The sequence below is a fragment of the Paraburkholderia lacunae genome (assembly GCF_003353175.1).
Classification (GTDB): Bacteria; Pseudomonadota; Gammaproteobacteria; order Burkholderiales; family Burkholderiaceae; genus Paraburkholderia; species Paraburkholderia lacunae.
Window position 1 is genome coordinate 130,528 of the sequence record NZ_QHKS01000020.1, and the last position, 21,432, is coordinate 151,959.

Annotated in this window: 23 protein-coding genes; 11 read left to right on the forward strand and 12 right to left on the reverse strand. The window is 61.6% G+C overall.

Annotated features, from left to right (window positions below; all coding sequences use genetic code 11):
• Window positions 1-87: 87 nt before the first annotated feature.
• The 3 genes from DLM46_RS26950 to DLM46_RS26960 all read right to left on the reverse strand — a co-directional run bounded on the left by DLM46_RS26950 (window position 88) and on the right by DLM46_RS26960 (window position 3,040).
• The gene (locus DLM46_RS26950) at window positions 88-1,527 is read right to left on the reverse strand and encodes an aldehyde dehydrogenase family protein (protein ID WP_115105475.1); all 1,440 of its coding nucleotides are present in this window, start codon (window positions 1,525-1,527) and stop codon (window positions 88-90) included.
• A gap of 64 nt (window positions 1,528-1,591) precedes the next feature.
• Entirely contained in the window at window positions 1,592-2,155 is a 564-nt protein-coding gene (locus DLM46_RS26955; protein ID WP_115105476.1) for a VOC family protein, read from the reverse strand.
• Window positions 2,156-2,188: 33 nt separating this feature from the next.
• Complete coding sequence (locus tag DLM46_RS26960; protein ID WP_115105477.1) at window positions 2,189-3,040, reverse strand: fumarylacetoacetate hydrolase family protein; 852 nt, start codon at window positions 3,038-3,040, stop codon at window positions 2,189-2,191.
• A 132-nt stretch (window positions 3,041-3,172) separates the two neighbouring features.
• On the opposite strand from DLM46_RS26960, the gene DLM46_RS26965 reads away from it, so the two are divergent.
• The 7 genes from DLM46_RS26965 (at window position 3,173) to DLM46_RS26995 (ending at window position 7,850) form a co-directional block, all read left to right on the forward strand.
• Window positions 3,173-3,754, forward strand: a complete 582-nt coding sequence (locus DLM46_RS26965) for an amino acid synthesis family protein (protein WP_115105478.1) — start codon at window positions 3,173-3,175, stop codon at window positions 3,752-3,754.
• 173 nt (window positions 3,755-3,927) lie between these two features.
• Entirely contained in the window at window positions 3,928-5,037 is a 1,110-nt protein-coding gene (locus tag DLM46_RS26970) for an alcohol dehydrogenase catalytic domain-containing protein (RefSeq protein ID WP_115105479.1), read from the forward strand.
• A gap of 279 nt (window positions 5,038-5,316) precedes the next feature.
• On the forward strand, window positions 5,317-5,667 hold the full coding sequence (locus tag DLM46_RS26975; RefSeq protein ID WP_244306376.1) for a cupin domain-containing protein: 351 nt from the start codon (window positions 5,317-5,319) through the stop codon (window positions 5,665-5,667).
• A 50-nt stretch (window positions 5,668-5,717) separates the two neighbouring features.
• Window positions 5,718-6,311: a malonic semialdehyde reductase gene (locus tag DLM46_RS26980; protein WP_115105481.1), complete on the forward strand. Its 594-nt coding sequence runs from the start codon at window positions 5,718-5,720 to the stop codon at window positions 6,309-6,311.
• A gap of 10 nt (window positions 6,312-6,321) precedes the next feature.
• Window positions 6,322-6,480, forward strand: coding sequence for a Tar ligand binding domain-containing protein (locus tag DLM46_RS26985; RefSeq protein ID WP_115105482.1), 159 nt, complete (start codon window positions 6,322-6,324; stop codon window positions 6,478-6,480).
• A gap of 9 nt (window positions 6,481-6,489) precedes the next feature.
• Window positions 6,490-6,726 carry a hypothetical protein gene (locus DLM46_RS26990; RefSeq protein WP_133300384.1) on the forward strand — a complete coding sequence of 79 codons (237 nt, stop codon included), beginning with the start codon at window positions 6,490-6,492 and terminating at the stop codon, window positions 6,724-6,726.
• Window positions 6,727-6,758: 32 nt separating this feature from the next.
• Window positions 6,759-7,850 carry a methyl-accepting chemotaxis protein gene (locus DLM46_RS26995; protein ID WP_115105484.1) on the forward strand — a complete coding sequence of 364 codons (1,092 nt, stop codon included), beginning with the start codon at window positions 6,759-6,761 and terminating at the stop codon, window positions 7,848-7,850.
• A 164-nt stretch (window positions 7,851-8,014) separates the two neighbouring features.
• On the opposite strand, the gene DLM46_RS27000 is transcribed toward DLM46_RS26995, so the two are convergent.
• The 8 genes from DLM46_RS27000 to DLM46_RS27035 form a co-directional block, all read right to left on the reverse strand.
• Window positions 8,015-8,800 (reverse strand): fumarylacetoacetate hydrolase family protein, encoded by a 786-nt coding sequence (locus DLM46_RS27000; RefSeq protein WP_115105485.1) that lies wholly within the window; start codon window positions 8,798-8,800, stop codon window positions 8,015-8,017.
• A 92-nt stretch (window positions 8,801-8,892) separates the two neighbouring features.
• Complete coding sequence (locus tag DLM46_RS27005; RefSeq protein ID WP_115105486.1) at window positions 8,893-10,002, reverse strand: alcohol dehydrogenase catalytic domain-containing protein; 1,110 nt, start codon at window positions 10,000-10,002, stop codon at window positions 8,893-8,895.
• A gap of 125 nt (window positions 10,003-10,127) precedes the next feature.
• On the reverse strand, window positions 10,128-10,661 hold the full coding sequence (locus tag DLM46_RS27010; RefSeq protein ID WP_115105487.1) for a carboxymuconolactone decarboxylase family protein: 534 nt from the start codon (window positions 10,659-10,661) through the stop codon (window positions 10,128-10,130).
• Between the two features lie 20 nt (window positions 10,662-10,681).
• Window positions 10,682-11,689: a VOC family protein gene (locus DLM46_RS27015; protein WP_115105488.1), complete on the reverse strand. Its 1,008-nt coding sequence runs from the start codon at window positions 11,687-11,689 to the stop codon at window positions 10,682-10,684.
• Between the two features lie 49 nt (window positions 11,690-11,738).
• Window positions 11,739-13,034 carry a phosphopyruvate hydratase gene (eno, locus tag DLM46_RS27020; protein WP_115105489.1) on the reverse strand — a complete coding sequence of 432 codons (1,296 nt, stop codon included), beginning with the start codon at window positions 13,032-13,034 and terminating at the stop codon, window positions 11,739-11,741.
• A gap of 74 nt (window positions 13,035-13,108) precedes the next feature.
• Window positions 13,109-13,705, reverse strand: coding sequence for a cupin domain-containing protein (locus DLM46_RS27025; RefSeq protein ID WP_244306377.1), 597 nt, complete (start codon window positions 13,703-13,705; stop codon window positions 13,109-13,111).
• A gap of 329 nt (window positions 13,706-14,034) precedes the next feature.
• Window positions 14,035-15,057, reverse strand: coding sequence for a phosphotransferase family protein (locus DLM46_RS27030; protein ID WP_244306378.1), 1,023 nt, complete (start codon window positions 15,055-15,057; stop codon window positions 14,035-14,037).
• Window positions 15,058-15,090: 33 nt separating this feature from the next.
• A complete protein-coding gene (locus DLM46_RS27035; RefSeq protein ID WP_115105492.1) occupies window positions 15,091-16,053 on the reverse strand; it encodes a C-terminal binding protein in 963 nt (320 codons plus the stop codon).
• Window positions 16,054-16,508: 455 nt separating this feature from the next.
• On the opposite strand from DLM46_RS27035, the gene DLM46_RS27040 reads away from it, so the two are divergent.
• Complete coding sequence (locus DLM46_RS27040; RefSeq protein ID WP_115105493.1) at window positions 16,509-17,678, forward strand: porin; 1,170 nt, start codon at window positions 16,509-16,511, stop codon at window positions 17,676-17,678.
• Between the two features lie 78 nt (window positions 17,679-17,756).
• On the opposite strand, the gene DLM46_RS27045 is transcribed toward DLM46_RS27040, so the two are convergent.
• Entirely contained in the window at window positions 17,757-18,668 is a 912-nt protein-coding gene (locus DLM46_RS27045) for a LysR family transcriptional regulator (RefSeq protein ID WP_115105494.1), read from the reverse strand.
• 127 nt (window positions 18,669-18,795) lie between these two features.
• On the opposite strand from DLM46_RS27045, the gene DLM46_RS27050 reads away from it, so the two are divergent.
• From DLM46_RS27050 to DLM46_RS27060, 3 genes are all read left to right on the forward strand, one after another.
• The gene (locus DLM46_RS27050) at window positions 18,796-19,980 is read left to right on the forward strand and encodes an acyl-CoA dehydrogenase (RefSeq protein WP_115105495.1); all 1,185 of its coding nucleotides are present in this window, start codon (window positions 18,796-18,798) and stop codon (window positions 19,978-19,980) included.
• Window positions 19,981-19,986: 6 nt separating this feature from the next.
• Window positions 19,987-21,225: a CaiB/BaiF CoA transferase family protein gene (locus DLM46_RS27055; protein WP_115105496.1), complete on the forward strand. Its 1,239-nt coding sequence runs from the start codon at window positions 19,987-19,989 to the stop codon at window positions 21,223-21,225.
• 60 nt (window positions 21,226-21,285) lie between these two features.
• Window positions 21,286-21,432 (forward strand): FAD-dependent oxidoreductase (locus DLM46_RS27060; protein ID WP_115105497.1); only part of this gene is annotated, 147 nt, incomplete at its 3' end.

Sequence of the window (21,432 nt, forward strand, 5' to 3'; positions counted from 1 at the left end):
TCCTCCCTATTTGAATTCGATCCGCCCGGCACACCGCGCTTGCGGGTTCGCCCGGCGGCGGCGCTCGAAATCGAGACCGGCGCCTTTTCATTCGTAGTATGCCTTCGTGTATGACGTCTTGACGGTCGTGAAGAACTCCACGGCGTATGTGCCTTGCTCGCGCGACCCGTAGCTCGACGACTTCGTGCCACCAAACGGCACGTGATAGTCGACCCCGGCAGTCGGCACGTTGACCATCGTCATCCCGCTGCGCACGTGTCGCTTGAAATGGGTGGCGTATTTGAGCGAGGTTGTGCAGATGCCGGCCGAGAGTCCGAATTCGCTGTCGTTGGCGACCGCAAGTGCTTCCTCGTAGGTTTCCACCGGAATTGCACAGGCTACCGGCCCGAAAATCTCCTCGCGCGCAATGCGCATTTTCGGGGACGCGTCGGCGAACAACGCCGGTGACAGGAAGTAGCCGCGCGTGCTTCTGTCGAGGCTCGCGCCGCCGCAGACGAGCGTTGCGCCTTCGTTTCTGCCGATGCCCACGTACGCTTCGTCCTGTTTAAGCTGCGCATCATCCACCACGGGTCCGATATGTGTGTCCGGATCCAGCGCATGGCCGACCCGCAGGCGTTCCAGCGCGTCGGCGAGCCGCGAGACGAAGCGCACATAAATACCCTTCTGGACGATGAAACGTGACGACGCAGTGCACCGTTGCCCGGTCGAGTAGTAGGCGCCCTGTATTGCGCAGTCCACCGCCACGTCGAGGTCCGCATCGTCAAGGATCACGAGCGGGTTCTTGCCGCCCATCTCGAGCTGGAGCCGCTTGAATTGTCGCGCTCCCTGCAGCAGCAGGCGCTGGCCGGTCTCGACCGAGCCCGTGAACGAAATCGCATTCACTTCCGGCGATGTCGCCATCGTCTCGCCGACCACGCTGCCGCGTCCCATGACGAGATTGAACACGCCCCGAGGGATGCCGCTGCGGTGGATGATGTCTGCCAGCGCCCATGCCGAACCCGGCACGAGATCCGCCGGCTTGAATACCACGCTATTGCCATACGCAAGGGCAGGGGCGATCTTCCACGCCGGAATGGCGATCGGGAAGTTCCACGGGGTGATCACGCCCACGACGCCGACGGGTTCACGCGTGACTTCGACGTCGACGAACGGGCGCACCGACGGCAGCTTTTCACCGCCTGTGCGCACGGCCTCTGCCGCAAAGAACTTGAAGATCTGGCCAGCTCTCGCGACTTCCGCCACCCCTTCTGCCAGGATCTTGCCTTCCTCGCGGGACAGCAGGGTACCGAGTTCGGTCTGCCTCGCCAGCAGTTCGGTGCCGATGCAATCCAGCGCGGTTGACCTCGCCTGGATCCCGCTGTCCCGCCACGTCCGCTGCGCGTCGCAGGCCGCATCGATCGCCGTGCGTGTCTGTTCGGCATCAGCGTGCGCGTACTCGCCCACTACGTCATCGGTATCGGACGGATTGACGTTCCGGCGGGAAGTGGCGCCCGCGCACCATTCCCCGCCAATCAGGTTGCACTTCATGACCCATGATCTCCTGCATTCGCCGCGTGACGCCCAGCCATCCGCGCGCCACGCATTGATATGTTTATTCGTCGAATGCCGTTCGCTGCTTAGCGATCCGCGCGCGCATTTCCTGAATCCACGCGTCGCGAGTCAGAAACCCAGGGCGACGCTGGCACATCTCCTCGGTGCGCTTGATGATTGCTTCGACAGGCAGATCGAGATCGAGCGGCTCCCGGCACGGTTGCGCCGTGAAGTACGGGCTGTCGACGTACAGTTCGAGCGGATTGCCTTCGGGATCCTTGAAATACACCGACCAGGCGTTGCCGTGGTCGACCTGGTCGATGTTTTGCACGCCGGCGCGCTTCGCGCGGGCGTAGTACGCCTGCAGGTCGGCCAGCGAGTCCAGCAGAAACGACAGCTGGTTGACCGGATTGAACGGCAGGTCCGTCGGTTTGCCATCGAACAGAACCAGCTGGTGATGAATTTCCGGGTCCTGCGTCATGAAATACAGTTTGTGCCCCGTCGACGCGACGCCCTTATCGCTGACGACGAATCCCAGCGCCTTCCGGTAGTAATCCACCATCATTTCCAGGTCACTGCAGAAGATCCCGCAGTGCGTGAACTGAATTTTCGGTAGTGCTGCCATGACTGTCTCCTGATTCGTTTTTTAGAGTATTGCTTAGGCTTCGTCCGCGACCGGGTTCGACAAGGTTCCCACGCCTGGAATGACGACCTCGAACGTGTCACCCGGCTTCAGAAAGATCGGCGGTTGACGCTTGAAGCCGATTCCGCTGGGCGTGCCGGTTGCAAGGATGTCGCCGGGCTGCCAGTCGAGTGCCTGCGAGACGTACGAGATCAGCGACGGGATATCGAAAGCAAGTTCGGACAACTGGCCCGTTTGCAAGCGCTCGCCGTTAAGCAGCCCGTGGATGGCGAGTTCGCGGTAGTCCGGAATCTCGTCGGCTGTGACGAGCCATGGGCCGAGCGCACCCGTGCCACGGAAATTCTTGCCCATGCCGTACTGATGCGTGTGGAACTGCCAGTCCCGCACGCTCGCGTCATTGAAACAGGTATAGCCCGCGACGTGACTCATCGCGTCCCCGGGTGCGATATGCGCGCCGCCCCGGCCGATAACCACCGCCAGTTCCGCCTCGAAATCGAAGTTGTCCGACACCGTAGGCCGGACCAGGGGCGCGCCGTGAGGCAGCAAGGTTTCCGCGTAGCGATGAAAGATCACCGGATATTTTCCGACCGTGCGACCAGCTTCCGCCGCATGGGCGACATAGTTGATGCCGACGCAGATGATCTTGTTCGGCCGCGGAATGACCGGTTCGAGTTCGACCTGGGTCAACGCGAAATCCTCCGTTGCCGCCGAGACGAGTCGCCGGGCTTCGTCCAGCGCCAAGTTATCCGCGACTAGCGACGCGAGATCCGCGATTTGTGGAAGTCGCGCGGACAGATCGACGATTCCCTGTTCCTTCACGGCGCCGAAGCCCGGTTTGCCGTCACGGCGATATGACACGAGTTTCATTGTTTCTCCATTTATGGGCACAAAACATGTTTTTATGCATATTACACCGAGATCGATATAATGCAAGCACGGGTGTACGAACGAACCGCGCCCGACATGAATAGATCTGAACAATTTCCGTGGAGCACCAGGATGTCGCTAGTCAAGGTAAGGAAGATCAAGCTGGATCTGGAAGAAGTCTGGCACGAGGGCGGAGAGAGGCTGCCCGAGCCACTGTGGATCGCAGTGGCGACCGCCATCGTCGCGAATCCGTATGCGGGACGCTATGAGCAGGACCTGCTGCCGTTCATGCAGGACCTTCGTGAACTGGGCGCCGATCTCTCGTCACGGCTTGTGGCGCAATTAGGCGGCATTGCCAAGGTCGAGGCCTACGGCAAAGGTGCGATCGTCGGCGAAGATGGCGAACTGGAGCACGGCGCCGTGTGGCACGAGGCGGGCGGCTGGGCCATGCGGGAAACCCTGGGTAGCCCGAAAGCCATCGTACCTTCTGCCAAGACGATCGGCGGCGTAGGGACGCGGCTGATGGTTCCCCTTGGCCATATCCAGGCATCGTATGTCCGCAGCCACTTCGGGACCTGCGAAGTCACCGTCTGGGACGGGCCGAGACGCAACGAGATCGCGTTCGCGTTGGCAATGGCGACGGGGGGGCGTGTCCACGCGCGCCTGGGTGGACTCGCCGCCTCGGAGATCAAGGGACTCGATGGTCTGCGATAGGTCAGGCGCAAAAAATTTATTTTATGCACAAAAATTGGTATCATGCATTTCAGTGGCGTTGCTACCCGTGACCGGAAATTTTGCAACCGGCGGCGGGTGACTCGGCCCGTGAGCGTTCCGCAAGGTGCGGGCGTTCAATCCGACAACACAAGATTGATAGATAGGAGACAAACATGGCGAAGATGATGCGGGCAGCGCGCATGCACGACGTGGGCCAGCCGATGGTGGTCGAGGAGATTCCGGTGCCGTCGCCTCGCCCCACCGATGTGCTCGTAAAGGTCAAGGCGTGCGGCATCGTGCCCAACCTCGGCAATGTTTTGAGCAACTGGCAGACATGGTTTCCTCATCTTCCGCTGCCGAAATTGCCGGCAATCTTCGGCCTCGATGCGACCGGCGTCATCGAGGAGGTGGGCAGCCAAGTCCACGCATTCAACGTGGGCGATCGCGTGTATGTCAATCCGGCCCGGCACTGCGGTGGATGCCGCGCTTGCCGCTCGGGCGACACGACTGCCTGCCCGTACTACACGTTCAACGGGTATTTCGGGTTCAGCAAGAAGTCGCAGGTCATCTATGACGACTATCCGTACGGCGGTTTGTGTGAGTACATGACCGCGCCCCAGTACAGTCTGGTGAAGATTCCCGACAACCTGAGCCACGAAACCGCGGCGCGCTTCGGCTACCTGGGCACCGCTTATCGCGCCTTGCTGAAGGCGGACGTCGGGCCGAGCAGCACCATTCTCGTCAACGGCATCAGTGGAACCCTCGGCATCGGCGTGGCGCTGTTCGGGCTCGCGATGGGCGCGAGGAAAATCCTTGGGACCGCGCGCAACAAGGAGTTGTTGCAACGCGTGAAGGCGATCGCGCCCGACCGGATCGAAGTTCTCGCGTTGGGGGACGAGCCGGTCAGCGAATGGACGTCGGGGGTCACGCACGGTGAAGGCGTCGATGCGGTGATCGACGCGCTGGGGCCGGGAGCGCCGAGCGATACGCTGGTGGACTCGGTGAAAACGCTGCGTCGTGGCGGCCGCCTGATCAACATCGGCGCGGTCGCGGGCGCGGTTCCGATCAACCTGCACTACATGATGGACAACGACCAGAGCTTGAGCGGCTCCGCGTGGTTCACTGCGGGGCAGGGGCAGGAAATGGCCGATATGGTCGAGTCGGGTGTCGTCGATTTGTCGGTCTTCGACCATTGCGTCTTCAAACTCGAGGACATCAACGTCGCGATCGGCGGCATCGAGAACCGCAACGGCGGCTTCAGTAATTACGTAATTTGCCCCTGAGGTGCCCCTGGAGCATGCCGAAGGTACTCCGTCGATGCGCTGGTGACGGAGTGCCTTCGAGTCAATTCACTTCCCGCATCGAGCCCTGCCATGCAGATCAGACGCGTTGTAACCGGCCGTGACCCTCACGGCCGATCCATCCTGCTTTCAGATGAGACGACGCCACGGACCGTCTCATTCGAGTCAATTCCTGGGCATGCGTTCGCGCAGGTCTGGATGACTCTGCCGGCGCCTTCGCTAGCGGCGCCTCACACCGATCCGACCGGAGGGGAGCCCGATTTGATTCCTCCGGCCGGCGGAACCAGCCTGCTGATCGTGACATTCCCGCCCGACCACGTGATGATGTCGCCGCAGTTCGATCCCGCCGCAGCGGGCGCGGAGTGCATGGCGCGTATGCCGGATCTCGCGCAGACGTTCGAACTGCAAAGCCCCGGCATGCACACGACCGACACCGTCGACTACGCCATCGTTCTTGCGGGCGAGATCTGGCTGGAGGTCGACGATGGACAGCAAACCCGCTTGTGTCCTACGGACGTGGTCGTGCAGAACGGGACGCGGCACGCGTGGCGCAACAGGAGCGACGCGCCGTCGACCGTCGCGTTTTTCATGGTCGGAGCGACGCGCACTTAGGCAAGGGACATGCCGATCCCAACGGCAATATATTTCGAGGAGACCGATAGATGAACGAGCCGCTCGACAGCCGTGCCCGGCGACAACTTTTCATGGACGCGCGCAGTCAGAATGCGTGGCTTTCGATTCCAGTGCCGGATGAGCTTCTTCGAGAGTTGTACGAGCTGACCCGGTGGGGGCCGACAAGCATGAACTGCTCGCCGATGCGCATCGTGTTCGTACGCTCGGCTGCCGCTCGCGAGCGGCTGTTACAGGCCGTCTCTCCTGGCAATCTCGAGAAGGTGCGCGCGGCGCCGGTTGTCGCGATCGTCGCACAGGACATGCGGTTCTACGAGCAGCTTCCCAAACTGTTTCCACATCGTCCCGATGCAGGCAGGATCTTCCGTGAGCAACCCAAGGTCGCCGAAGACACGTGCTTTCGCAACAGCTCGCTGCAAGGCGGCTATTTCATCCTGGCCGCGCGTGGGATTGGCCTAGATTGCGGGCCGCTGTCGGGTTTCGATACCGGATCGGTCGATCGGCTCTTCTTCGAGGGCACCTCGTTGCGCGTGAATTTTTTGTGCTGTCTCGGATATGGAGATCCGGCTGGGCTGTTTCCCCGCAGCCCTCGGCTCGAATTCGACGAAGCCTGCGAGATTCTTTAGGGGAGTTTAAATGACGAGCTTGAAGACCAGGATCGTCCTCCTCTTCACGGGATTGGGCTGTCTGTGTGCCGTGGGCGCCGCGATGGGAATGTGGGGCGTGTCGTCGGCCAATCGTCGCGCGCAGGACATTTACGAAGAAATCACGCTTTCTACGCAGTACCTGCAATGAAGTTACCGCTTGCAATTGCTGGCAGCGCTGGCGCTTATGGATGCCGTGTCTGGCACTGACGCCGCGACGCGCGCGAAGAACGCCGACTTTGCCGAAACCATGCGGCTGGCATCGGACAGGCAGGCCGAGCTGTTTCGTTTGAGCGAGAAGCCCGTCGTCGCGATCGAGGTTGCACGGCGATTCATCCGCGATCGCGACTCGGCGATGCTCGGCATGCGCGACGCCATCCGGCTCGCGCGGCCCTGACAACGATACTGCAACGAGTACGGCCGCCCGGGATGGCCGAAGCGGAAGACATCGACCGGCTGATCCAGGTGCTGGGCGCCGAGTCTCAGCGAACCCATGAGCGAGGCCTGAGCGCGTCCCGCGTCCTGTTGCTTTCAATGGCCACGATCCTTGGCCTCGGTGGGTTGTTGCTGGGCGTGTGCGTCTGGCGGCAGGTGCGGTCGTTGAATACAGGCCTTGGCGATATCGAGGAGACGTTGAGCGAAGTCAGTCGCTCGCTCGATCTAACCTGCCGCGCGCCCCAGCAGCGGCGTGACGAGATCGGTCGGCCCGCAGGCGCATTCAATGTGCTGCTCGCGAGGATCGAACATGCGCTCGGGTCGGTTCGCGATGCCGCTGAGCGGCTGCGCGCCGCGACGCAGGAAATCGTCGCCGGCAACATGGACCTGTCGATTCGCACAGAACGCCAGGCCGCGTCACTCGAACAGACCGCCGCCAGCATGACGCAACTGTCGACGACCGTGAAGCAGAATGCCGACAATGCGCGGCAGGCCAACATCCTGGCGAACCAGGCGACGGATCTGGCGCGCGCTGGCGATACGGTTGTGCAGCGCATGGTCGGGACCATCGAGAGAGTCGGGCAAAGCTCGGGCAAAATCTCGGACATCACCGGCATCATCGAGGCGCTCGCGTTTCAGACGAACATCCTCGCGCTCAACGCAGCGGTCGAAGCGGCCCGTGCGGGGGACCAGGGGCGCGGCTTCGCGGTCGTCGCCGGCGAGGTGAGAAGTCTGGCGCAACGCTCTGCGTCGGCGGCGAAGGAGATCAAGGATCTCATCGGCTCGTCGGTCGCGGTCATCTTCGAAGGTACGCAGCAGGCGGTCGAAGTCGGTACCGCCATGGACGGCGTGATGCAGGCGATCCACCACGTTGCGGATTTCGTGGAGAAGATCACAGCGGCCTCCGATGAGCAGAGTCGTGGGATCGAAGAGGTCAGCCGGGCCGTCGTGCAAATGGACGAGGTGACACAGCAGAACGCGGCGCTGGTCGAAGAGTCGTCGGCCGTCACGCAATCTCTCGAAATGCAGGTGGCCGATCGGAAAGAGGCGGTCTCCGCGTTCGGACTGACTGGCGTACACATCTAACGTGCGGACGACGCGGACGCTGGATCCAGCGTCCGCCCCGGATGCCTGGTCGGCGCTCTCTCTGTATTGCTGCGCCGGGGGCGCCGATCCAGTCGCACCAACGCAACAACGCGCGCAACCTTTTTAGTGGAACTGGATGAGCATATGGGGGCGGTTAGCTTCGATCAGGACTCCGCGTCTACCGAGGCGATCACACGGTTGCGCAGCACGCCGATCCCTTCGATCTCGACCTCGATCGTGTCTCCGGGCTTGATCGGGCCGACTCCCGCCGGCGTTCCTGTCATGATGTGATCGCCGGGAAGGAGCGTCATGTACTTGCTGAGGTAAGCGATCAACGCGGGCACGCCATACACGAGGTCGGCAGTGTTGCCGTTCTGGCGCACCTCGCCGTTGACGCGAGTGATCAGATGAAGGTTCGACGGATCGATGTCCGTCTCGACCACGGGACCAATCGGCGCGAACGTGTCGTAGCCTTTACCCATGAGGAGGCAGCCGTACTCGCTCTCGCGGCGCTGCAACACCCGGTCGCTGACGTCGTTGCCGCACGTGTAACCGAACACGTAACGCAGTGCATCGCTTTCGGAAACATGGCGCGCTTCCTTGCCGATGATCACCGTCAGCTCCCCTTCGAAATGAATGTTCTCGCCGTCGGGCGGATAGACGATGGCCGCGTCCGGGCCGATCACCGTGGTGCTGGGTTTCATGAACAGCACGGGCAGCGTGGGCGTGCTCTTCCCAACTTCCTGCGAGTGTGCGCGGTAGTTGTATCCGAGACCGAAAACGCGAGGGCGGTGAAACGGGCTCAACACGCGCACTGATTCGAGTGTGTCGACATGGCCGGAAGGATGCAGTGCTTCAAGCGGCGAGCACTTAAGTCGCTGGATATTTCCGTCGCTGCCGAGAATGCCGTAATGCTCACTGCCATCAATCGAATATCGCACGATCTTCATGGGTTTTCACCGGGTAAGAAGCGGACCGAGACTTGCGCAAGCGGGCGTGCAACTGCGGCGCAGTTGCACTTGCGCTCACGCGGCGAAGCTAATCAGGGAAGGACGACATAGTTGCTGAAACCTCCGTCGCGATCCTTCAGGCCGGAGATGGCTTCATTGACGCGTTCGAGCGGGAACCTGCGATGTTCGAGATACGACAGGTCGATTGCGCCAGTGCTCACCATGTCGGCCATTTCCTGGCCCTGTGCCGTCGTGAACCAGTTCGATCCGATGATCTGCACCTGTTCATCCATCAGCCACTTCACGTCGATCGGCAGGTCCTCGGCCACGCCGCCGACATTCACCACCCTGCCGCCGCGTCGAACGCCCTTCATCGAATCGAGCATGGTGGCCGCGGGCGCCTTGGCGCCAAGCGCACTGATCACAAAGTCCGCGCCTTCACCGCCCGTCAGCGACTTCGCCCATTCGCCCGTCGAGCCTTCGCCGAGCTGCATCACTTCGATGCGATCGGGCGCGAGCGCCTTGACACGTTTGAGCAGCGCTTCGTCGCGCCCCGTACCGAGAATGCGCGACAGTCCCATGGCGAGGCCGAGCACCGTCGCAGCCACGCCAAGCGTGCCCGTGATGCCGTCTATGAGGGCGACCTGGCCCGGACCCGCGGCGGCGTTTTTCAGCGCGCCGTACGACGTGCCCATATACCCGAACCGGCCGGCCTGTTCGAAGCTCATGTTATCGGGGAGATTGACCATCGCATACTCGGGAGCGGTCATGTATTCGCTGAAGCCGCCATACGGGTAAAGATCGAAGATGCGCTGGCCGTCGCGGCTCGTGCTGAAGTACCCGTTCAGCGTGTAGTACCGGCATTCACTGCGCCGGCCGGCCCGGCATGCCTTGCACGATCCACAGGAACGCAACGGGCTCACATAGACGCGATCGCCCGGCTTGACGTTGAGGACCGCTTCACCGACCTCTTCGACGACCCCGGCGGGGTCCAGGCCGAAGATGGCGGGAAATTTCGGCAGCGGCTGATGCGGAAACCAGGTCGGCCAGTTATTGATGACGTTCGCCATGTTCGGCACGATTCCGCATGCCTTGACTCGGACGAGAACGTCGGTGGGTCTCGGTTTCGGCACCGGGATGGTATCGAGTGTCATCGGGGTGTGGAGAGCATGCAGCCGTGCTGCAACCATCGTTCGTTCCATACATTCCTCTTTCTCTGTGAAGACTTCCGCAGTACCCGCCATTCCGTGCGGAAGTACTACGCATTGCTTTAGAAGCAGTCAGTTCTTTGCAGCCGGTCTGCTTGTCGATCTGGACCGACAGTCGGTCAGCGATAACTCTCCTCGAGTTCGATCGCGAGTGCGCCCATGATGCGCACGCCGGAGTTGTACCAGGCGATGTTCAATGCGAGCTCGACCCGTTGCTGTTCGTTCAGGAACGGGACAATCCTGTTCCAGGTCTTGTCGCTGACGTCGACCTTCAGCGTCGACTCTTTTGCGACTGCCATCACCGCACGTTCCTCTTCGTTGAAGAGAGGCGATGTTTCGAAGTCGGGGATCGCCTTCAGTTGCTCGGCACTGATGCCCGCCTTCAGTCCATGCGACTGGTGATGCGCGATTTCGTATTCAGAGCCGGTGCAGTGTCCCACCGTCAGAATCGCGAGTTCACGCAGCTTCGGGCTGATCGACGACGCGCGGATTGCATTCGCGTAGGACAGGAACCGGTCGAGAATCTGCGGCGCGTGCACAAGCGCGCGGAAGATGTTCGCGGTAGGTACTTTGCGTTCGCGTTCGAGCCGGTCGAAGAGGGCGTCGTTGACGCCTGCGAGGTCCGAACGCTGAAGATATTTGACGCGTGCCATAGTGGTTATTCCTTGCTCTATCAGCTTTTTGCAAGCCGGTTCTGAATGTAGGTTTCGAGCGTCGTGGGACGCGGTTTGTTGGCCGTCTCGATCAGATCGGCTCCTTCGAACCGCGAGGCCTCGAAGTACCAGCGGTGCTCTGCCGGCAGACCCCAGCGCACGCTGGTACTCAGCGAAGCGGCATCCCAACGGACCGGCTCGATCTCGATGTCGATGGTCTGGTAATGACCGTCGCACAGTTCGACGCGATGACCATCCGGGTCGCGCAGATAAACGAACAGCATCCCGCCGGGGCCGTGGCGGCCCGGCCCGCGTTCTACTTCGTGCGCATAGCCGTAGATGCCTGCGAGGTCGCACGCAGTGAAGATGTCGTGCGATTCGGGCACGATGTACGCGAAGTGATGCATGCACGGTCCGTCGTTCTCGACGATGGCCAGATCCAGGCACGTGCCTTTGCGATACATGAAGGCGCCGAGCAGCCGCTCGCCGTGCGCGAGATACTCGGAGTTGCGAAAGCCGAGCCTGCTGTAAAACGCGCAGGATTCGTAGGTGTTCGGAGAGAAGATCTGGAAGTGATCGATCCGCTGCGCGTGTGCGCCCTTGAACAGGTTGCGGTCGAGATAGAGGCGGGGACGCGTTTCCATCTGCGCACACAGTTCGATTTTTGTGCCGAACGGATCGGACACATGCAAGGTTCTTCCTTGATGCGCGACTTCGACCCATTCGGCGGGAAGCCCTTCTTCCTTGAAGAACTGCCAGGCCAGGTCCAGGTCTTCTTCGAGGAAAACCCGAAAGCCGATCCGCTTGCAGATGGGTGCATTCCTGTCGGCCTGCACGAGAACCAGGCTATGGTGGCACGCTTCGGACAGACCGCGCAGATAGCACGTGTCAGCGGTTTGTTCCGTCACGACCAGGCCGACGATGTCGACATAGAACTCCCGGCTTTTCGCCAGGTCGGCGACGTTCAGTACGATGTGGCTGGCGCGCGTGATATTGAAGGGCGGCCGGTGATTGACAGCAGGCAGCATGATGACCTCTTGATTGTTGATGGCGAGCTTTCGGCGACGGTATGACGATTCAGATCGGGCGGTCGATGAAAGGCAGCGCGGACCATCCGCTGAATTGCGCCTGCCGTCCTAGCGCTTCCTCGATTCGCAATACCTCGTTCCACTTGGCCATGCGTTCCGAACGCGAGAACGAACCGACCTTGAGCTGACCCGCGTCCCAGCCGACCGACAAATGCGCGATGGTCACGTCTTCGGTCTCGCCGGATCGCGCCGACACGATCGTGCCGAATCCGGCCGCCTTGCCTGCCTGCAGCGCCTCGTAGGCTTCGGTCACGGTGCCCGCCTGATTCGGCTTGATGAGCACGGCATTCAGCGTGCCGTCCATCGCGGCTGTTCTGACACGGGCCGCGTTGGTGACAAGAAAGTCGTCGCCGATGATCTGGCAACGCGAGCCGTACGAGTGCGTAAAGAGCCTGAAGCCTTCCACGTCGTCTTCGGCAAGCGGATCTTCGATCGACAGAATCGGGTAGGTGTCCAGCCAGCGCCCCAGCATGTCGATCATCTGCGCGGTGTCGAGCGTCCTGCCGTCGAGCGCGAGCGTGTAGTGTCCGTTGCGGCCGAATTCGGATGCGGCGATGTCGAGCGAGATGCCGACCTGCTTGCCGGGTTGCAGACCGGTGTCGGCAATGGCGCGCACCAGCGTGTCGAGGGCGTCTTCGTTGCAATCGAAGGCTGGCCAGTAGCCGCCTTCGTCCGCCACGCCCTGAAGCTTACCCGCCTGCTTCATCAGTAAGCCGGCGGCGCGGTACACCTCCGCTGTCCACTCCAGCGCCTCGGTGAAGCTGCGCGCGGCGGGGCACATGATCATGAAGTCCTGCACGTCGACGCGGCGCGCCGCGTGTGCTCCGCCTCCGAATATCTGGATCTCCGGCAGCGGCAGGCGCACCGCACGGTCTCCGGCGAGATAGCGCCATAACGGCTGCCTGCTTGCGGCAGCCGCGGCGTGCAGGACCGCCATCGAAGTCGCGACGATTGCATTGCCGCCCAGGCGGCTGCGATTGGGCGTCCCATCCAGGGCGACCAGACAGGCGTCGATAGCAGCCTGATCGCAGGCCTCGGCGCCTTCGAGCGCACTCGCAATTTCACCGTTTACTTTCGATAGCGCGTTGGACACGTCAAGGCCGCCGAAGGCGGCGCCGCCGTCGCGCAAGTCCAGCGCTTCTCCGCTGCCGGTCGAAGCGCCCGCGGGCGCAATCGCGCGGCCGCTCATGCCGCTGTGCAGCGTGACCTCGACTTCCACCGTCGGACGGCCGCGCGAGTCCCAGACGCGTCGGCCGCGTACATGGGCGATCGTTGATTCTGTCATAAGGATTGTCTACCTCGTTAATGTGGCTGATTTGCGCGGTTGCAGCGCGGAGCGTTTGGATAATCGAGCCGCGGTCATTCGCCTCTGCGCGCTCCGATAAGGACGAAGGCCAGCGTCGCGGGCCGGTCGCTTTTGTTTCGCCACGCATGACGGGTTCCGTTCTGCACGACGACTTCATGCTTGCGCAGCAGCTCCGCGCGTCCCTCGTCAAGCTCGAGCCAGATTTCGCCGTCGAGAACGATGCCGTAATCGACGGTCGGGGTCGCGTGCATGCCGTCCTCCTCGAAAAGCTCCGCAAGCCCCGGGCTGATCGCGAGGTTTTCAGCGGCCGCGGCCTGTGGGTCGAAGCCCGGTGCAAAAAACACGCTATCCGGTGGAAACGTCACGATGAGAAAGCGCGTGCCCGACGCCGCGGGGACGAAGCTGGCGACAGCCGGGGTCGGGTCCGTGCCGTCAAAAGGAATGGCTTGCGCCGGTTCCGTTGCCCAGACAAGACGAGACACCAAGCCGGGGATATGCCGGTACGAGTCGGAGCGGGGTGGCGGCGAATCGAGTGCAACTGTCGATGCGCCGCTTGCGTCGTGACCGGTGACGACGCGGCGAAGTGCTAGCGGCACGTCGCCCGTGCTCGGGGTATCGGACTGGAGAGGAGCGGCATTGGCGTCTTTCACGATGTCTCCTGTTTTTGCTAACGTTCGCATAAATTGTGGCAAACGCTGCGGTGCGTTGTCAATAGCCGATTTAGGGGAAGATTTTCTTGAGAATGGCTCAGTACGGTGCGAACGGAAAGGCTTCCGTCTGCACGAAAAAAGCAAACGTTAGCAAACGCGCAAGCCCCGTTTTCCGCTGCGGTCGCATATGAGTCAACACCTGTCGCCAGGCCGGGTTTGAAAGGCGAAATGACCCAATGAGTTCCGCGAGCCTGAGCGCGCGAGCGCGCATCAGACGCGATTCATTTTTCGCGTGCTCGACGGACGCGACGATGCCTCCCTGCTACATCTCAAGACGGTCGGGACTCGATCTCTTCCAGCCATGCCTGCGCCACCTGATAGAGATATTCGACCGGCCGCAGCAGCAGCCGAGTGGCGGCCGCGCGGATGTGATCGCGTTGCGCGTCATCGGTCAGATACTCGACCGGCGACTTGCCGTCGACGCGCGCGAGGAGCAACGCAGGCAACAACTCAGCCGTGCGCGCTTCGAGCGCCGCGCGCAGTTCCCAGTCCGCTTCGTCGAAATAGGCTTCAGTGAGTGCCTTGAACGAAGCGATCAGCGCTTCCCGCCGATCCGGACGAACCAGGCACTTGAGCAGCAGATGGTTCAGGCAAAACGCGAGATCGAAGGCCGGGTCGCCAAACCACGCGCATTCGGCGTCGAGCAATACCGGTCCCTTGGGACCCACAAGAATGTTCTTCGGGCTCACGTCGCCGTGCACGAGCGCTGTGCGTATGCTCGCCGTGCGCTTGGCCAGATAGCGCAGCCTCGATTCGAGTTCCGGATGATGCTTCGATGTGGCGATCAGGTAAGGATCGAGACGCAGCGCCCGAAAATTTTCGAGCGTGTCGAACCTGTCGCGCAACTCGATATCGTCGGCGCTGACCGCGTGCAGATGCCCGACCAGCCGTCCGACGGCGCGGGCCGTGTCGGGATCGACTTCGCCGTCCAGCAGTTGCTGCTTCCACACGGGATGTGCCGACGGCTCAAGAAACGACATGGCAAACACGCCGAGCCCGGCGTCGTGCGCGAGAGGAGTCGGCACGTTGTCGGGGCAGTGACGTGCAGCGAATTGCATCCAGGCCCATTCATCGGCGTTGCGCGACACGGGGGCTTGCCAGCTTGCCGACACCTTAAGCGTGGAGAGCGCGCGCTTCACGCACAGCGATCCCGTGGCTAGATCGACACGCCATATGTCGGACGAGACTCCGCCAGTGAGCGGGTGCCAGGTGGCTGCTTCATCCTTGCGCGCGAGCCCGTGTTCAACGAGAAACGCATCGAGCTGCGGGTCGGGGCTATTGGGTTGCATCATCACGAGTTCGCTGAAGTGAAACGGTTGAAGCGGTCAGGCCGCCGGCAGATTGCATGGATTGCGTGGCGCCTCGCCGCGCAGTACCCGCACGACTTCTTCGGCGGCCCGTCTGCGAAGCTCCAGCAAGGAAGCGTCTGACGAAAACGCCACGTGGGGCGTCAACATGGCGCCGCGCAGGCGCAGAAGTTCGCCCGGAACGAGCGGCTCGGATTCGAGCACGTCGAGCGCAGCCGCGGACAGTTGTCCGCTTTGCAGCGCTTCGATAACGGCATCGGTATCGACGATGCCGCCACGGCTCACGTTGATCAACAGGCTGCCGCGGCGCATCCTCGCAATTCTCTCGCGATCGATAAGGTGGCGCGTCCCGTCGGTAAGCGGCGCATGCACGATCACGATGTCGCTGCCGGCCAGAAGTTCGTCGAGGTCCACGGCTTCCACGCCCGCCACTGGCTCGCGCAGGAAAGGATCATGCGTGAGGAGCCGGCAGCCGAATGCGCCGAGCTTGCGCGCCGTGGCGCGTGCTATGCGGCCGAAGCCGACCAGTCCGCAAGTGAGCGCGCCCAAACGGCGAAGGCGGGCATCGGCGGGAGACCAGCGGCCGGCGTGCACGTCGCGATCGAAAAACACCAGCCCGCGCGTCCAGGCAAGCGCGAACCCGACAGCATGATCGGAGACTTCCTCGACGCAATAGTCCGGCACATTCGTGACGAGGACGCCGCGGGCGGTGGCTGTATCCACGGCAATGTTGTCGAGCCCTACGCCGAGCCTCGCAACGATCTTCAGCCGCGAAGAAGCCGCGACGGCTTCCGCCGACACCGGTGCCCAGCACGTAAGGATCGCCGAAGGAAGATGCTCGCGGACCATGGCTTCAATGCCGGACGCGGGCAAAGGAGCGGCCGGTCCGCTTACCAGCCGCATGCCGGCGGATTCGACGATCTCACGCTCGACGCTGTCGTCGGGCCACGCATAGTCGGTGAGGAAAACTGTATCGATCATGGAATTGCGCCTGGTGGTGAATGGAATGACTGCGTGGTTAGCGTTGCTCCGCGAACCGTGCCCTATTGCACTAACGTTAGCATAGCAATTGAACAGTGCCAAGCCGGTGATTCGCCTGGGTGGCTTTGGGGAGGGCACTCGGATTCGGTAAAAACCCTTGATTCATGCGGTCAAATACCAGATTGACATGACCAGAAGTGCAAACTAGACTCAATCCGTCAATGCTAACGTTAGCGCCATATCGGCACAAATCGCAAGCGACTCGAATGGCTCGGTGGCCTCTCAGTGGCCGGGCAGAGATCGCGTGGTACGACAAAGAGGCAAGGAGGCGGCGTGCGCGCCATAAAAAGACCTGTTCGAAATCAGGCGACGCCTTGCATGGCGTTCGGTGCCACTCCTTGAAAACGCAGCAACCGCAGAAAAACCTAAATATCACGACTGGCAGGAGACAACGAATGAAGAGGCTTCTTGTACCCGCAATTTGCGGCTGCATAGGTGTAGCAGCACATGCACAGAGTTCGGTCACGCTCTATGGCCTGATCGACAATGGCGTGTCGTACGTCAGCAATCAGCGCACAGCGAGCGGTGCGGGTCACAGCAACGTTTTTGCATCTCAGGGAAACATCGTTGGCAACCGGTGGGGGCTGACCGGCAGCGAGGATCTGGGCGGCGGCCTGCAAGCGATCTTCAAACTCGAAAACGGCTTTACGGGAACCAACGGCGGTCTCCAGCAGGGCGGACGCCTGTTTGGCCGGCAAGCATGGGTCGGCATGTCCAGCTCGTATGGCGCGCTCACGCTTGGCCGCCAATATGATTCGGTGGTGGACTATCTTGCTCCACGAAGTCTCGCGCAGAGCTTCGTGGGTGGGCTCGAATTCATGCATCCGATGGACAACGACAACTTCGGAGACTTCTTCCGGCTCGATAACGCCGTCAAATATGCGAGCCCCGACATCAACGGTCTGAAGTTCGGCGGCTTGTATGCCTTCTCGAACAAGGCGGGCGATTTCGCGGACAATCGTGCGTTCAGTGCCGGCGCGACCTATAACCACGGTCCCTTCACGGTGAGCGCGGCATATATGCGCATCGACAACCCGGGGGACGGAGCGGCGGGCGCTCTCGACGGTTCATCCACTTCGGGTGACGCCACGTTTCATGCGGGGCGCCAGCAGGTATGGGGCGTCGGCGGTGCTTATGTCATCGGCCCCGCAACGCTCGGGCTGGTATGGAGCCACTCGCATTACGACAATACGACGGCCGTGTATCGCGGCAGCACGCTTGCGCCGGCTGCCACCGGATCGCCCACGGATCTTAGCTTCGATAACTTCGAAGCCAACATCCGCTATCTGATCAACCCGGCATGGGTGGTCGCGGCGTCGTACACCTTCACGAACGGTTCGTATTCCAACGCGTCCCTGCATGCGAAGCCGCGCTGGAACCAGTTCAACCTGATGACTTCATATTCGCTTTCAAAACGCACCGACATCTATCTGATGGCTGAATATCAGCATGTGACGGGCGCGGCGGGGACGATTTTCAGCGGTGCGTTCATCGGGGGAAGTGGCGGCCCTTCGTCGACGAACCGGCAGTTCCTCACGAGTGCGGGGCTGCGCGTCAAGTTCTGATCGCCAGAACGAACGGATGGCTGTCGCCGCTCGCGCGACCCATCCGTCCGGCACACACCGGGACTGGATCACCCAAGTTCAATCCAGTCCCATGGCTTGCCGATATTGCTTCGCCTGATCGGCGATCCATTCCCGAAATACGATCAGGGCCGAATTGTCGGCTTTGCGCTCGGGATAGATCAGGTGATAGGAGCGGCCACTCGAGTACTCGTGCTTCGCCACCTGGATCAGGACGCCGCGTGTCAGTTCGTCTTCGATGAGAAGCCGCGGGATCAGAGCGATGCCGATACCATGAATCGCCGCCTCCGCGAGCATCGAAAACAATTCCAGCTTCGGCCCCGACATATCGCCTTCAACCTCCATGCCGCGCGATGCAAACCAGTCGCGCCATGCATACGGGCGCGTGCTCTGCTGCAGAAGCGGGTAACGCCGCCAGTCTGCCGCGGTCAATCGCGTGCGCGGCGCGATCAGCGTTGGACTGCACACACCGATCAGACTTTCGCGCATCAGAAAGAGTCCTTCCGATCCCGGCCAGATCGTGGCGCCTGCGTGAATTGCCGCATCGAACTCGGTGTCGTCGAACAGGAACGGACGAGTACGCGTCGTGAGATTGACGGTAATGTCCGGGCGCTCGGCGATAAAACGCGGCAATCTGGGTAGCAACCATTTGGTCGCGAACGTGGGCACCACAGCGAGTTCGAGCGTGCCGCCATGGCCGCCCTTGGCCATGAGTTCGAGCGTGTCCTGTTCCACTTCATTCAGACGCGACGCCACTTTCCTGCTGTAGATCAGCCCGGCCTCGGTCAGGCTCACGCCACGGCGGTCGCGGCGAAAGAGCTTCACGCCGAGAAAATCTTCCAGCGAACCAATCTGCCGACAAATCGCGCTTTGCGTGACCGCGAGTTCGTCCGCGGCCTTCGTAAAGCTCTGATGGCGCGCGGCCGTTTCGAATGCGGATAGTGCTGCTGTAGAAGGGATTTTTCTGCGCATGCTCGTGACTCGCTGGGTTCTCACTGACCTGTGCGATTTTCGCACAGGTCAGTGCGAACAAATCGTTTGTGGTACCGCGAATGCGCCGATAAATTTGCGGCATGACAGTTTTTCTAGCGAGTATGAAATGAGCTCACAGCACAAGTCGTCGTTTCAATGGGATGATCCCTTGCTGCTCGACCAGCAGTTGACGGAAGAAGAGCGCCTCGTGCGCGAATCGGCATATGCGTATTGCCAGGAACGTCTTGCACCGCGCGTGCTCGAAGCCTTTCGTCGCGAGTCTACCGACCCGGCCATCTTTCGCGAGATGGGCGAGCTCGGATTGCTTGGCGCGACGATCCCCGAAACCTACGGCGGCGCCGGTCTCAACTACGTCTGCTACGGGCTGGTCGCGCGCGAAGTGGAGCGTGTCGATTCCGGCTACCGCTCGATGATGAGCGTGCAATCGTCGCTCGTCATGGTGCCGATCAACGAGTTCGGCAATGAAGCGACCCGGCAGAAATATCTGCCCAAACTCGCGAGAGGCGAATGGATCGGTTGCTTCGGCTTGACCGAGCCGAATCACGGTTCCGATCCGGGCAGCATGATGACTCGTGCGAAAAAGGTCGACGGCGGATATGTGCTGACGGGCAGCAAGATGTGGATCACGAACAGCCCGATCGCCGATGTGTTTGTCGTCTGGGCGAAAGACGATGAAGGCGCGATCCGCGGCTTCGTGCTCGAGAAGGGCTGGAAGGGACTGTCTGCGCCGGCTATTCACGGCAAGGTCGGTCTGCGCGCGTCGATTACGGGCGAGATCGTAATGGATGAAGTGTTCTGCCCGGAGGAGAACGCGTTTCCTGAAGTGCGGGGGCTCAAGGGGCCGTTCACCTGCCTGAACAGCGCGCGCTACGGTATTGCATGGGGCGCGTTGGGCGCGGCGGAAGACTGCTGGCATCGTGCGCGTCAGTATGTTCTCGATCGCAAGCAGTTCGGCAGGCCGCTCGCGGCGAACCAGTTGGTCCAGAAGAAGCTCGCCGACATGCAGACGGAAATCACGCTGGGCTTGCAGGGGTGTTTGCGCCTCGGCCGCATGAAGGACGAAGACACTGCCGCAGTCGAGATCACCTCCATCATGAAGCGCAACTCTTGCGGCAAGGCACTCGATATCGCCCGTGTCGCGCGTGACATGCTCGGCGGCAATGGCATTTGCGACGAGTTCGGCGTTGCGCGTCATCTCGTGAATCTGGAAGTTGTCAACACTTATGAAGGCACGCACGATATTCATGCGCTGATCCTCGGTCGCGCCATCACCGGCATTGCAGCGTTCTGACCGCTCATGAACGAGACTTTCCAACAAGGGGCGCTCGACGGTCTGCGAGTACTCGATCTTTCGCGCGTGCTGGCCGGTCCATGGGCGAGCCAATTGCTGGCCGACCTCGGCGCGGACGTGGTCAAGGTCGAACGGCCGGGCAAGGGTGACGATACGCGCGCCTGGGGGCCGCCGTGGCTGAACGATGCCGACGATGAGTCGACGGGCGAGTCCGCATATTACCTGTGCGCGAATCGCAACAAGCGGTCTATCACGGTCGATCTGAGCCAACCGGATGGACAGCGTCTCGTGAAGCAACTGGCCAGCAAGGCGGATGTGCTGATCGAGAACTTCAAGGTCGGCGGCCTTGGTCAATACGGTCTGGATTACGCGAGCCTGAAGGCAGTGAATCCGCGCTTGGTCTACTGCTCGATTACGGGATTCGGGCAGACCGGACCGTATGCGGAGCGTGCTGGTTACGACTTCCTGATCCAGGGCATGGGCGGGCTCATGAGCCTCACCGGGCGCGCGGACGGCACGGAAGGCGAAGGGCCGCTCAAGGTCGGCGTCGCGCTCACGGACGTCATGACCGGGCTGTATGCGACCGTGGCGATTCTCGCTGCACTCGCCCGGCGCGAGCGGTCCGGCGAAGGACAGCACATCGACCTTGCGCTGCTGGACGTGCAGATCGCCTGTCTTGCGAATCAGGCGGCGAATTACCTTGTCGGCGGCGTGATACCTCGACGTATAGGGAATGCGCATCCGAACATCGTCCCGTATCAGGAATTTCCAACGGCTGACGGATACATGATCCTCGCGGTCGGCAACGACAGTCAGTTCGCGAGTCTGTGCGCTGCACTGGGCAAACCGGAATGGAGCAGGGACGAACGTTTCTCGACCAATCCGCAGCGGGTGAAGAACAGGGACGAACTCGTCGCAATGATCCACGCTGCCACGGTGTGCCGTCCGACGAAGGACTGGATTGCCGTGATGGAGGCGGCAGGCGTGCCATGCGGTCCGATCAACGATCTCGAAGATGTGTTCTCGGACCCGCATGTTCAGGCCCGCAATGTGCGCATTGAAATGCCGCATCCGTTGGCGAAGCAGGTGGCGCTGGTCGCGAATCCCATCCGCATGTCGGAATCGCCCGTGCAATACCGTCAATCTCCGCCGACGTTGGGGCAGCACACCGGCGAAGTGCTTCGCGACTGGCTCGAGATGGGCGAAGCGGAGATCGATGGCTTACGCCGCACGAAGCTTCTGTAGTTGCGCGCGCGTTCTGCTACTTAGTACGGCGGTGGCGTAGTCAGATTGGAACATTGATAAATGAATCTCCTCGAAATCAGCGGCCCGCGCGAGTCGATGGAATACGACGTGGTGATCGTCGGCGGCGGCCCTGCGGGTCTTGCCGCGGCTATCAGGCTCAAGCAGCGCGCGACGGAACAAGGCGTCGAGCTTGGCGTCTGCATACTG